Source organism: Homoserinimonas sp., from assembly GCF_056262345.1.
The window spans coordinates 1-12,412 of record NZ_JBACFR010000002.1 but is presented as its reverse complement, the minus strand read 5'-3'; the positions used below and the strand labels follow the sequence as shown (position 1 = coordinate 12,412).

The following is a 12,412-nucleotide window of genomic DNA, read 5'->3' as shown; positions in this document are numbered from 1 at the left end:
CTGCAAGACCCGCTGCACTTCGGCGAGGCTCAGCAGGGTGGGCACGAGCTCGTCAACGGCGGAGGGGTTCACCTGCTTGACGCCCTCGGTGAGCATGCGAACATCCTCACGGCTGAGCAGTCGGGCGGCGTTGGCGGTGACAAGCGAGGAGAGGTGCGTCACGAGCACCGATGTGCGGTCGATCACGGTGGCCCCGGCCATTTCGGCGCTGTGCCGCATCTCGGTGGGCACCCATTTGCCCGAAAGCCCGAACACGGGTTCTACGGTGCTCGCCCCCGGCAGGCCATCGAGGTTGTCGCCGAGCGCGAGCACCCGGCCCCGCGGAGCGATGCCGCGCCCGGCCTCGACCCCGGCGATGCGAATCACATAGGTGCCGGAGGGCAGCTCGACGCTGTCGCGCGTGCGAACGGGCGGAACCACGATGCCCAGCTCAAAGGCGATCTTGCGGCGAAGCGCGCGAACGCGGGCCAGGAGGTCATCGGATGCACCAGAGACGAGGTCGACCAGGTCAGGCGAGAGCTGGATCTCTAGGGCGTGCACCCGCATCTGGTCGATGAGGTCTTCTGTTGTTTCGGACTTGGGGTCGACGGGTGCCAGCGCCGCCTGTTCCTCCATGATGAGCTTTTTCTTCTCGCCAGCCTTGATGCGCTGCGAAGCGATCATGAGCAACCCGCCGATCGCCATGAACGGCAGAATCGGCATTCCGGGGATGAGCCCCATGACCACGGCGGCGCATCCGGCGATCATGAGCGCCTGGCGCGACTGGGTGAGCTGCCCCGACGCCGTGGTGCCCATGTCGGCTTCTGCGTTGGACCGGGTAACGATCATGCCTGTGGCGACCGCCATGAGCAGCGCGGGGATCTGCGTGACGAGACCGTCGCCGATGGTCAGCAGCGTGTAGGTTTCGACCGCTTCGCCGAGCTCGAGGCCGCGCTGCACCATTCCGATGGCGATGCCACCAATGACGTTGATGATGATGATGACGATGCCAGCGATGGCATCGCCCTTGACGAACTTGGAGGCACCGTCCATGGCGCCGTAGAAGTCGGCCTCCGCCGCGACGGATGCTCGCCGCTCCCGCGCCTCGTTGTCGGTAATGAGGCCGGCGTTGAGGTCGGCGTCGATCGCCATCTGCTTGCCGGGCATGGCGTCGAGCGTGAAGCGGGCACCGACCTCTGCGACACGCTCGGCACCCTTCGTGACCACCACGAACTGGATGACCACGAGGATGAGAAAGATCACGGCGCCGATGATGAGCGAGCCACCGACGGCAACGTGGCCGAATGCCTCGATCACCTGGCCGGCATAGCCTTCGCCGAGCACGAGACGGGTGGATGCCACGTTGAGGCCGAGTCGAAACAGGGTCGCCACGAGCAGCAGCGAGGGAAACACCGAGAAGTCGAGCGGCTTCTTGACGAACATGCTGGTGAGCAGAATCACGAGCGCGAACAGGATGCTCACGATGAGCAGCACGTCGAGCAACGCCGCGGGCACGGGGACCACGAGGAGCAGGATGATGCCGACCACCCCCACGGGGATGGCGAACAACGTCAGTGAGCGTTTCATGCGAGGCCTTTCGCTGAGCCAGAGATGCCAGAAGCAGAGGGCATGCCAGAAGCAGAGGGCATGCCAGAAGAAGCACGAGAAGTGAGTGAGGGGCGCGGCGCTGCGCCAACGAGGGCTGCACCGCCAAAGCTTGCGGCCTTGGCCATGGTGTGCACGCCTGCCGCTGCGCCGCGCTTCTTGAGCGCCATGACGAAGGCGAGCACGCGAGCCACGGAGTCGTAGAGCTCGAGGGGGATCTCGTCGCCGATATCGCAGGCCGCATGCAGCGCCCTGGCGAGCGGAATATCCGCCACCATGGGCACACCCTTTTTCTCGGCCTCTTCGCGGATGCGGCTGGCGATGATGTCTGCACCCTTGGCAACAACTCGGGGCGCAGATTTGCCGGGCTCATATTTGAGGGCAACGGCGACGTGCGTTGGGTTGACCATCACGACATCCGCATCGCCGATCGCCGCGATCATACGGTTGCGGCTCATGGCGAGCTGACGGGCGCGGCGCTGCGACCGAATGAGCGGGTCACCCTCTGAGCGCTTGTTCTCGTCGGTGACCTCTTTTTTGGTCATGCGGGTCTGCTTGCGGTTGCGCTTCATCACAACAAAAACGTCCGCGAAGGCCAGCACGAGTCCCGCGAGAATCGCGAACTGCAGCAATGATGCGACCCCGCCCGCCGCCTCACCCAGCAGCGCCGTAACGGAGTGCGCGCCCGACGCCATGAGGGTGGGCATGAGGGTTTGGATCACGCTGTAGAGCACAACGCCGACCACGATGGTCTTGAAGAGCGCCTTCGCTCCCTGCCAGAGCGCCTGCATGCCGAAGGTGCGCTTGAGACCCGTGACCATGTTGAACTGTTCGAACTTGGGAGCGAACTTTTTGAGCTGGATGCCGCCCTGCACTGCGGCCGCCACCACGACGGCCACGAGAACGGCGACGAGCATGATGCCGAGGGTCGCGAGCACGGAGTTCATGCCCTCCCAGAGGGCGGCCACCGCGAGCCCCGGCTCTGGCGTCGCGATCACGCGGGCAACCGTGATGAGCTGCTCGGATCCCGCATCGGATCCGGCCGAAATTGTGACGGGAATCACCACGGCGGCGGCACCGATGCCCACCCATGCGGTGAGGTCCTGAGACTTGGAAAGCTTGCCCTTCTCGCGCACCTCTTTCATGCGCTTTTCTGTTGCTTGTTCTGTGCGCTCGCCTGTGGGCTCTTCGGCCATTTACCTCACCCCCATGACAGCGTCGAGGGCGTCGCCCGTGAGGTTGGCCACCACGCTCGGCAGCGCGGCGAAGACCACGACGGAGAGCGTGAGCGTGAGAAAGATCTTGAGCGGAAACCCAAGCGCAAACGCATTGAGCGCCGGGGCGACACGGGTGAGCAGACCCAGGCCGACATCCGCAAGAAAGAGAATGACGAGCAGGGGGCCGGCGATCTGGATGGCGGCGAGAAACAGCTGGCTGACCGACGACACGATGATCTCCGCGCTGGAGCCGAGGTCGATGGCACCGCCGAGGGGCAGCGCTGTAAAGCTGCGGGTGAGGCCGCCGATGATGAGCTGGTAGGCCCCCGAGCTGAACAGGAGGGCGATGGCAGCCATATGAAAGAAGCGGGAGAACTGGGCGCCGTTGATCTGGGTTCCCGGGTCGAATGCCTGGGCGATCTGAAAGCCTCCGAAGAGGTCGATGAGGCCTCCGGCGGACTGCACTGCGGAGAAGACGATAAACACCAGAAAGCCGAGAACCGCGCCGGTGAGCAGCTCAAAGACGAGGGACCCGAGAAACTCGGCCCCGCTGGGCGAGACATAGTCGGCGGTGACTTTGGGGGAGACGGCCAGGGCCAATCCGATCGCCAGCATCGCCTTGATGCGGGCGGGGAATGCACGGTAGGAGAACGGCGGAGCGATCACGATGAAGGCCGTCATGCGCACTGCGGCGAGCATGACGGCTTCTATCCACGCGAGATTGAGCTCCAGGGACATGTCATCCCCCGCTGAGTAGGGAGGGGAGCGTGTCGAAGAGACGGTGGGTGAAGCCCACGATCTCGCTGATCATCCAGTGGCCGCAGACGAGGAGGGCGATGCCCACCGCCGCCGCCTTGGGCACGAATGACAGCGTGACCTCCTGGATCTGCGTGATGGACTGCAAAAGCGAGATGGCAAAACCCACCGTGAGGGCGGTGATGAGCACGGGGGCAGAGAGCTTGGCCGCCACCAGGAGCCCCTGGAGGGCGATGTCGAGAACCGCGGCAGAGTCCATTAGCTGTAACTCTCTATAAGGGAGGTAATGATGAGCCCCCAACCGTCGACGAGCACGAACAGCAGAATCTTGAACGGCAGCGAGATCATGACGGGCGGGAGCATCATCATTCCCATCGACATGAGCGCTGCGGCAACAACAAGGTCAATCACGAGAAACGGCACGAAGATGACGAAGCCGATGATGAAGGCGGCCCGCAGCTCGGAGATCATGAACGCGGGGATCAGGGTGGTCAGTTCCACGGCCGACATGTCCTCGGGGTTCTCGAGGCCGCCAGCCCTGGTCATGAGGGCGAGATCTTCTTCTCGCGTGAAGGCCAGCATGAACTGACGAAGCGGCTCGGATGCGAGCTCAAGCGCCCGGGTGAAGTCGATGGTGCCGTCGAGGTAGGGCTGAACGCCGACCTCATTCATCTCGCCGACGACGGGCGCCATGATGAACAACGAGAGAAAGAGCGCGAGCCCGGCCAGCACCTGGTTGGGCGGGATGCTCGGCAGCGAGAGCGCGTTGCGAGTCATCGCCAGCACGACAAAGATTTTGGTGAACGACGTCATCATCAGCAGCAGAGCGGGCGCGACGGAGAGCAGCGTGATGCCGATGAGCGTAAGAACCGACGACGACGGAGTGCCGTCTGGCCCGTTGATATCGATCGAAATACCGCCCGTGCCCGGCGCCAACGGGGCGTTGGGGTCTGCGGGGTCGGTTACGGCAAAGCTGGCCTGCGCGCCGAGGGTGGTCATCGCAATGACGGAGCCGAGCGCTAGTGCGGTGAGCGCCAGGGTGCGCAGCATTCCTGCGGTGCGTGGGGAGAGCGAAACCGCGCTCATGGGGTTCTGCGCAGCGCGGCGGCCGCCTGCCTCCAGGTATCGGGAGACAGGATCGAGCCCGCGAGCGGGCCCTTGCCTGCACCCGCGAAGGATGCGGCGACCGCGGCGGGCACGGGCTTCTCGGCAGCCGGGAGCGGTTCGACGGCCGTGAGCGGCGAGAAGGTGGCGACGGCGGCATCCATCGATTGCTCAAAGTCCGCAGGCTGCGGGGCCTCTGCCGACTGGAGCATCGTGATGGCGCCGTCAGTGACTCCCAGCACGAGCCTGCTGCCCTCGACATCAACCACGACGACGGATGCTTTGGGGCCAATGGTCTGACGGCCTACAACCACAACAGGGTTGGCTTTGCGCACTCGCAGCGATCCTTTGGAGAGCCGACGCTGCAGGTACCACAGCAGCGCCAGAACAACTCCGAGTGAAACGACGACCCTGAGGCCGACGAAAAGGGCGTCCATATCAGGCAGCGCCATCCGCGAGGTCGAGGATCGTGGTGATCCGAACGGCGTAGTCCTGATCGATGACCACGATCTCGCCGTGCGCGATGAGGCGGCCGTTGAGCAGGATGTCGGCGGGGGCACCCGCGGAGCGGTCGAGCTCGATCACGGCGCCGGGCTCGAGCCCGAGAACATCGCGCACCGACATGCGGGTGCGACCGATCTCCACCGTGAGCGCCATCTCGACGTTGTTGATGCGGCCGAGCTTGCCCACAACCTCTTCGTCGGTTTTGCGGGTCGGGCCAGCAACAACGCCTGAGTCGCGAACGCGAATGGCGAACCAACCGGCGACCCCATCGGCTCCCGTGAGTTCGAAGACGACAGCCTCGCGGTCGGCGAAAAGCGCGCCAGCATCGCTCTCGACAACGTCGCCCAGCACGCCGGTGCCGAACACGGCAGAGGCAGCGTCGAGCGCAGGCCGCACCACATCGCCGGGCGAGACGACGGAGTCGGTGCCGGCGGCATCCTGAAGCGCCTCTGAGTCGAGAAGAACGAGCGCGATGTCGGCGGATGATTCACCGACAAACGAGGCAGAAAGCGCGTGACCGACCCGGCCGGCGAGCGCTCCGACCTGCAGGGTGTGCTTCGGCGTCAGAATCGCCGTCGTCGGCAGGTGCTGAACGAGCGCATCGGCGGCGGCCTGGTGCAGGGTGGTTGTTGTCGTGGCCATTGTGGTCCTCCAGCTGTGGTGGGGCAGTGTTACTAGTTCGTGGGCGAGCGCGGGCGCGCTCAGTCGGTCGCCACTACGACACACGCGAGGCGGGAGCCGTGCGACCCCAGTGCCGCGTGGGCGAAGTGGGTGCCCTCTACGGCGACCTCAAGCGGTCGATGTTGGGGGTGGGGAATCGGCAGGATGTCGCCGACAGAGAGCCCGAGAACGGCGCTCGGGCGAACCATGGCCGGTTCGAGCCTCAGGCTCACCGAAACGGGGGCCGAGACGATCTGTGCCCGCATCGAGCGGGGGGCATCGGCGACAGCGCTCGTGGGGTTGGCGTCGCCAAGCTGAGGCAGGAGAACCTCAGAGGGAACCGCAAGAGTTGCGACGGCGATGGACTCGCCCACCTTGATGTCGAAGCTCGCCACAATCATGAGGTCGCTTGTGGCTGCGGCCTGCGCGAACTGCGAGTTGTACTGAAAGCCGTCGACGGCGACCTTGCGCACGAGCAGCGCACCGAGGGAGTACCGCAGGTCTTCGAGCGCATCGTCCATAAGGCGGCGAACGAGTTCCTGCTCGATCTGCGTGAACTTGCGTTCCTCAACGTCTACGGTGCCGCGCCCGCCCAGCATGAAGCTCACCCAGGTGAGCGCAGCGGAGGTCGGAAACTGGATGACGGCCTTGGCCGAAAGCCCCTCGATCGAGAGCAGCACCATCGCCGTGGTGGAGGGCAGAGCCGCAGCGTATTCGTCGTAGGAGAACATCAGCACCTGCCGGCAGGTGACCTGCGACAGCACCCTCACTTTGGCGGTGAGCTGGGTTCCCCACTGGCGCGCGAATGTCTCGAACGCGAGTTCAAGAACTCTGGCGTGCTCGCGGGCGAGCGTGGTGGGGCGACGAAAGTCGTATACGACTGCGTTGCCTGGGCGCTCAACGATGCCGCCGCTGGTGTGTTTCTGGACCGTCACATCCAGCACTATCGGCAGGGGAGGCTCAGGGGTTAGGCCAGGCCGCCGACTGGGCGACAAACTTCTGCAGCATCTGGGTTCACGATGCCGCAGAACGGTGGCTCTCGAGTGATGGCCGTCACATTAGGCGGGAGGTGGGTGCGTCAGCCGGCACCCTCCACCACGACCGCGGGCGACTCGGCGGGAATTCCGCCAGAGACGACATCGGGAATGAGGGCACGAACCGCTTCTGGCAGGTCGGAGAGGACGACGATGTCGACCCGACGGTTGGCCGCTTGGGCCTCCGGTGACACCTCCGGGACGAGGGGTCTGGCAGATCCGAAGCCGACCGAGCCGATGCGGTTGCCAGCGACTCCCGTGGATTCGACGAGGTAGCGCAGAACGTTCGTGGCTCGGCCAGACGATAGCTCCCAGTTGGTGGCATAGGGGCTATGGCTCGGGCGGGTATCGGCGTGACCCTCCACCGAGACACCGTAGGTCGTGGTCGAGAGGGCGGGCCCGACGGCCGACAGCACGCCAACGGCGGTGCCGCTCAGCTCGGTGCGGTTGGTAGCAAAAAATGTCTCGGAGCCGACGAGCCGCACGGTGAGTCCGCGCTCGTCGATGGTGAACGACACGGTGTTCTCAAGACCTGTGGTTTCGAGGTTGGTGCGGATCTGCTCGCGCAGGGCAGTGAGTTCGGCAACTTCCTGCTGCGCAAGCTGCAACTCGGTGAAGCCTTCCCCGGTTTCTGACACCAGTTCGGCCGGCACGATGACACCGCCTGATACGTCGATCAGCTCGCTCGGGTCCTGCCCGAACCCCGTCGCGAGCGAGCTTTTGAGGGCTTCGAACTTGTCTTGGTCCACCGACGACATCGCAAACAGCACGATGAACATACACATCAGCACGGTGACCATATCCATATAGGAGGCCATCCAGCGTTCGTCGGGATGCTCCTCTGGCTCTTCCGCCTTCTTGCGGCGGCGCGAGAGACTCATGCGGCTTCCTTGTTAGTCGCCGAGTCCGCTCCCTTTCCCTTTGCTCCCTTGGCCTTGGGAGCCTTGGACTTATCGCCCTTGCCGCCCTTGCCTGCCTTGCCCTTGCCCTTCGCCGAGGCATCGGAGGGGACCATGGCCCGCAGGCGCTCCCCCAGAATCCTCGGCTGGCTGCCGGACTGAACGGCGAGCACGCCCTCCATCAGCAGCGTCATGCGCTCCGCTTCCATGTCGGTGAGACGGCGAATGCGCGTTCCGATGGGCAGCCAGATGAAGTTTGCCGAGAGCAGTCCCCACAGGGTTGCCACGAAGGCGGTCGCAATCATAGGGCCGAGCGAATCGGGCGAGGACAGGTTTTCGAGCACGTGGGTGAGCGAAACCACTGTTCCGATGATTCCCACGGTCGGGGCATAGCCGCCAAGGGCTCCGAAGAACTTTGATGCCGTGCGACCTGATTTGGTCTTCGACTCAATCTCGTCCTCGAGCATCATGCGCAGTTCTTCGCCGTCGGTGCCGTCGGCAATGTTCTGCAGGGCTCCCTTAAGAAACGGGTCCGAAACCTTATCGGCCTCTTGTTCGAGGGCAAGCAGCCCCTCGCTACGAGCCTTCTCGGCGAGCCCGACGACCTGGTCGATCACCTGGCTTGGCTTGTAGCTGCTGCCCTTGAGGGCACCGGGAACGGCCTTGGCCGAGACGATGAAGTCCTTGATGGTGCCCCCGGCAATGCCGATGGCGATGGTGGCGCCGAAGACGAGCACCATGGGCGCTGGCAGCAGCAGCGCCTCAACATGGGCGCCTTCGAGGGTGATCATCGCATAGAGGGAACCAAAAGCGATGAGGATGCCGACAATAGTTGCGAGGTCCATCAGATCTTCCTCGGGCGAAGCGGGACGGCCTGCTCAGTGCGGTCGGCAGAGTCGTCGAGATCAGAAACGATGCCGAGCTGTGGACCGGAGTCCACTGCGGCACCGGAGTGAGCGAGGGCAATGACCCTCGCTCGGTAGTGAGCGATGCGGTCGATGACCTCTGTCATCGACTCGGTGACGATGTATTTGGCGCCGTCGACCATCACGAGGGTCGTATCGGGGTTCACATGAATGCGCTCGATGAGATCAGGGTTGATCGCGAATTGGCGATCGTTCAAACGCGTGACAACTATCATCGTGCCCATCCATAGGTCTTAGTGTTCGCCGCCCGTCCTGGGCCTGCACGTGTAACTATCGGCCGCCGGTCGCCCGCCGTAAGGCGTAAACCGACGAAGGCCGACACCCTTCGGCGCCGGCCTTCTCGCGAGGGTGCGGCGGCGCGATCACATCGCCGCGCCGCCGCCTTCGCGCGCTAGCGCTTGAGGTTCGTGAGCTCCTGCAGCACCTCGTCGGACGTGGTGATGATGCGGGCGTTCGCCTGAAAGCCGCGCTGGGCGACGATGAGGTTGGTGAACTCCTGCGAGAGGTCGACGTTCGACATTTCGAGGGCTCCGGCGGTAACCGTGCCGAGTCCGCCCTGGCCGGGCGTGCCCAGCTCGGCGTTGCCCGAGTTGAAGGTGGCGCGGTAGGTGGAGTTTCCGGCCTTCTCCAAACCTCCGGGGTTGGTGAAGTTGGCCAGCGCGATGCGCCCGATCGCCTCGGAGGCTCCGTTGCTGAACGAGCCGATGAGAGTGCCGTCCGACGCCATCGTGAACGAGTCGAGCGTGCCGGCGCGGCGGCCGTCCTGGCTGGCGACCGCGACCGTCGTCATGCCGGCGAAGCCCGTGAGGGAGGTCATATCAACGTCGATCGCCGGGGCGGCGAGGGCGAAGGTGCCCGGGGTCGTGAGCGCACCGTTGACGAAGGTAAGGCTGCCGAGGGCCGTGTCGACGCCCGCGTTGTCGTACGACACATCCCAGTTGGCGCCGTTGCGGGTGAACGTGAAGGTCACGTTCGTCGCCTGCCCGTTGGCGTCGAACACCTGGGTGTCCCGCACAAGCTGGGTGCCGTCGGTCGCGTCGGAGGGCAGGTTGCCGCCGAACGTCGCCTCCGTTGTCGTAACCGCGGGGGAGATCGCGTCGAGCGGGAGGGTGATGTTGCCGATCGCACCGCCGTCCATGATCGTGCCATCGACTGCCGACCACCCCTGCACGATGCCGCCATCGGGCGTGACCAGGCGACCCTGAGCATCCAGGTCGAATGAGCCGGCGCGGGTGTAGAGCATGTCGTTGCCGACGCGGGTGACGAAGAAGCCGTCGCCCGAGATCATCATGTCGGTCGACTTGCCGGTGGCCTGGGCCGATCCCTGGGCAAAGTTCGTCGAGATGCCGGCGACGCGCACTCCGAGTCCGACCTGCGCGGGGTTGGTTCCACCCTGCTCGGCCTGCGGGCCGCCCGCACCCTGCGTTAGCTGCGACAGCGTGTCTTGAAACTGGGTTGCCGAGGCCTTGAACGCGGTGGTGTTGACGTTGGCGATGTTGTTGCCCGTGACATCGAGCATGGTCTGGTGTGAGCGAAGGCCGGAGATTCCGGAGTAGAGCGAGCGAAGCATGGGTTTGCCCTTTCAGTTGTGGGTTCGTGAAGTTAGGAGGTGCGCTTGACGCCGGAGATGACGTCGAGTGCGATGTCTTTGCCGCCTATGGAGACGGTGGGGATGGGGCCCGAGAACGAGACGGAGTCGGCGGTGCCCGTGATCTTGGTGCCGTCTGGTGTGCTGTAGCTGACCTGCTGGCCGATGAGGGCCGCCGCAGCAATGCGCATCTGCAGCGAGAAGTTCTCCTCGTTGAGGGTCGTGAGGGTGGTGAGCTGCTCCATCGACGCCAGCTGGGTGGTCTGGGCGATCATGGCGTTGGTGTCCATGGGCGAGCTGGGGTCTTGGTTGCGCAGCTGGGTCACGAGCAGCGAGAGAAACACCTCACTGTCCATGGTCTGCTTGGGGGCGCGGGTGGCGGTGTTGCCCGTGTACATGCCATTGCTCTGCACGGCGTAGGTCGCGTCGACGGTCATTGTTTTCCTTTCGGGTGCCGGTTAGGCCAGCACGTCAATGCCCGTGCGGGCAGTGCCATCGAGGTTGCGGATGTCGCGGCTCTCGCCGAGGTCGGTGGCGGCGATTGCCGGCTTTCGGTCGGGCGTGCCGGGTGTGGCGGAGCCGTGCTGGCCCGCCTGTCCCTGCGCCAGGTCGAGGGTCGACTGTGCTGCCGCTTGCCCCGGCTGGCCCTGTCCCTGCTGGCTCCCTCCGGCCGCCGTCAGCGGGCCGGTCGTCACGCCGAGCCCCGCAAGATCGCGGCGCAGGTCGCCGAGAATTGCTTTGAGAGCTTCGCGCCCTGCCTCGCTGGGCGAGATGAGTTCGATGCGCATTCCGTCGGCAGCGATGTGTGCGCGCACTGTCACGGGCCCGAGATTTTCGGGAGTGACGTTAACGGTGATCACGTGCTCGCCGCTCGCGGCGCCGCGCAATAGCGCGATCGGCTTGGCAAGCTGGGCGCTGAAATCCTGGGGAACGGGAGCCGGGGCCGCGGCCGCGGGGGCTGCAGGCTGCGCCGCCACGGTCGGCGTGAGCTGGGTCTGCCCGAGGGGTGCGATCGTGGGCAGCGCGTCGGCCGATGCCGCAACCGCGGGCGCAGTCGGCGAGACGGCTGCCGCGGCGGGTGCGACGAGAGCGGTTGGGGCCGCGGCCTCAGCGAAAGGCGTACCTGCGGTTGTTGCCGAGACGGCACCTGCGGCGGCCGGCGGAGTGCTTGTTTTGGCCGAGGGGGCCGCGGCGACGGTTGGAGCGCCGGATGCCACGGCGGAAGATGCGGCGGCTGATGCGGCGGCTGAGCCGGCACCGGCAAGCCCGGCGTGGCCAGCAGACTCTGCTGCAGCACCGCCAAGTCCCGCACCAGCGTCGTTCTTCAGGCCAGGGATCGCAGTCTCACCCTCGGCATCCAGCGACATCGCTGCCGGGTCGGCACCGGCATCCCGCTGGCCGGTTGCCGCAGCAAGCGCCGCTCGCGCCGACACCGCCGCTGCCGCGGAGGCGGACTCGGATCCAGCAGCAGGCATCGTCGCCGCCTGGTCAGCTGCACCCTCGCCTGGTGCGGCCTCGTCTGCTGCGGCCTCGCCCGCCGTGTCAGCGACTTCGTCTGTAGAGACGTCGACACTATCAACCGAGGTCGACGCGCCTGCCGGGAGGCCGAGAGCGTCGCCGCTCGCAAAACCCGTGGTCAGCGCATCCGCAACGCCACCTGAGCCGAGGCCCGTGACGGGGGCCTCCGTTCCGCCCGCCGAGCGCGCGGTACCCGAAGAAGCGTCAGAGGCGGCACCCGAGGCGGCACCCGCCTCGAGTGACTTAACGGCATCCGTGAGGGTCTCCCCGAATCCTGCTGCGGCACCGGCGGATGCCGACCCACCCGATGATGCGGTCGCCGCCGGTCGGCCGGGGGCCGCCGTTGGCATGGTGAGCATGCTCATGGCGTTGTCCCTTCTGTCTCGTGCTTGTCGCGGTGCCAGGTGGTCGATGCGAGCTCGTCAAGCAGCGCCTGCTCGGCGACCAGGTCTTCTGCCGCGACCTTCTGGTCGTGCTTGATTTCGAGCTTTTCGAGGCTGAGTGCTGCTGCCCGTGCCCGGGAGAATTCCTCGCCGGCCGCAGAGGCTTGCGACCGCAGCTCGCTTTCGAGCGAGGTGAGATCAGAGAGCGCGCTGCGCAACGAGGCCCTGCCGGCCGCCAT

Annotated in this window: 14 protein-coding genes and 1 pseudogene; all 15 read right to left on the bottom strand. The window is 65.5% G+C overall.

Translation table 11 applies throughout. The features are described from left to right. Positions 1-1,566 (bottom strand): flagellar biosynthesis protein FlhA (locus AC062T_RS00095; RefSeq protein WP_476026238.1); only part of this gene is annotated, 1,566 nt, incomplete at its 3' end. After that, positions 1,563-2,780 carry an EscU/YscU/HrcU family type III secretion system export apparatus switch protein gene (locus AC062T_RS00090; protein WP_476026236.1) on the bottom strand — a complete coding sequence of 406 codons (1,218 nt, stop codon included), beginning with the start codon at positions 2,778-2,780 and terminating at the stop codon, positions 1,563-1,565. The genes AC062T_RS00095 and AC062T_RS00090, both read right to left, overlap by 4 nt. Next, on the bottom strand, positions 2,781-3,539 hold the full coding sequence (locus AC062T_RS00085) for a flagellar biosynthetic protein FliR (protein WP_476026234.1): 759 nt from the start codon (positions 3,537-3,539) through the stop codon (positions 2,781-2,783). A 1-nt stretch (position 3,540) separates the two neighbouring features. After that, entirely contained in the window at positions 3,541-3,816 is a 276-nt protein-coding gene (gene fliQ / locus AC062T_RS00080) for a flagellar biosynthesis protein FliQ (RefSeq protein ID WP_108518509.1), read from the bottom strand. Next, positions 3,816-4,643 carry a flagellar type III secretion system pore protein FliP gene (fliP, locus tag AC062T_RS00075; RefSeq protein WP_476026231.1) on the bottom strand — a complete coding sequence of 276 codons (828 nt, stop codon included), beginning with the start codon at positions 4,641-4,643 and terminating at the stop codon, positions 3,816-3,818. Before fliP ends, fliQ begins: the two co-directional genes overlap by 1 nt. Continuing rightward, a complete protein-coding gene (locus AC062T_RS00070; RefSeq protein ID WP_476026229.1) occupies positions 4,640-5,113 on the bottom strand; it encodes a FliO/MopB family protein in 474 nt (157 codons plus the stop codon). The genes fliP and AC062T_RS00070 overlap by 4 nt, the downstream gene beginning before the upstream one ends. Continuing rightward, positions 5,100-5,807 carry a flagellar motor switch protein FliN gene (gene fliN, locus AC062T_RS00065; protein WP_476026227.1) on the bottom strand — a complete coding sequence of 236 codons (708 nt, stop codon included), beginning with the start codon at positions 5,805-5,807 and terminating at the stop codon, positions 5,100-5,102. Before fliN ends, AC062T_RS00070 begins: the two co-directional genes overlap by 14 nt. Before the next feature lie 59 nt (positions 5,808-5,866). After that, a complete protein-coding gene (locus tag AC062T_RS00060) occupies positions 5,867-6,760 on the bottom strand; it encodes a flagellar motor switch protein FliM (protein WP_476026225.1) in 894 nt (297 codons plus the stop codon). Positions 6,761-6,903: 143 nt separating this feature from the next. Further along, on the bottom strand, positions 6,904-7,740 hold the full coding sequence (locus tag AC062T_RS00055) for an OmpA/MotB family protein (protein ID WP_476026223.1): 837 nt from the start codon (positions 7,738-7,740) through the stop codon (positions 6,904-6,906). Further along, positions 7,737-8,603: a motility protein A gene (locus tag AC062T_RS00050; RefSeq protein WP_476026222.1), complete on the bottom strand. Its 867-nt coding sequence runs from the start codon at positions 8,601-8,603 to the stop codon at positions 7,737-7,739. The genes AC062T_RS00055 and AC062T_RS00050 overlap by 4 nt, the downstream gene beginning before the upstream one ends. Continuing rightward, positions 8,603-8,899 (bottom strand): flagellar FlbD family protein, encoded by a 297-nt coding sequence (locus tag AC062T_RS00045; protein ID WP_476026220.1) that lies wholly within the window; start codon positions 8,897-8,899, stop codon positions 8,603-8,605. Before AC062T_RS00045 ends, AC062T_RS00050 begins: the two co-directional genes overlap by 1 nt. A 176-nt stretch (positions 8,900-9,075) precedes the next feature. Then, the gene (locus AC062T_RS00040; protein ID WP_476026217.1) at positions 9,076-10,254 is read right to left on the bottom strand and encodes a flagellar hook protein FlgE; all 1,179 of its coding nucleotides are present in this window, start codon (positions 10,252-10,254) and stop codon (positions 9,076-9,078) included. A gap of 32 nt (positions 10,255-10,286) precedes the next feature. Beyond that, complete coding sequence (locus tag AC062T_RS00035) at positions 10,287-10,709, bottom strand: flagellar hook assembly protein FlgD (protein WP_476026215.1); 423 nt, start codon at positions 10,707-10,709, stop codon at positions 10,287-10,289. Between the two features lie 21 nt (positions 10,710-10,730). Next, on the bottom strand, positions 10,731-12,155 hold the full coding sequence (locus AC062T_RS00030; protein WP_476026213.1) for a flagellar hook-length control protein FliK: 1,425 nt from the start codon (positions 12,153-12,155) through the stop codon (positions 10,731-10,733). After that, positions 12,152-12,412 (bottom strand): annotated as a pseudogene (locus tag AC062T_RS00025) (flagellar FliJ family protein); the annotation flags it as partial. The gene AC062T_RS00030 and the pseudogene AC062T_RS00025, both read right to left, overlap by 4 nt.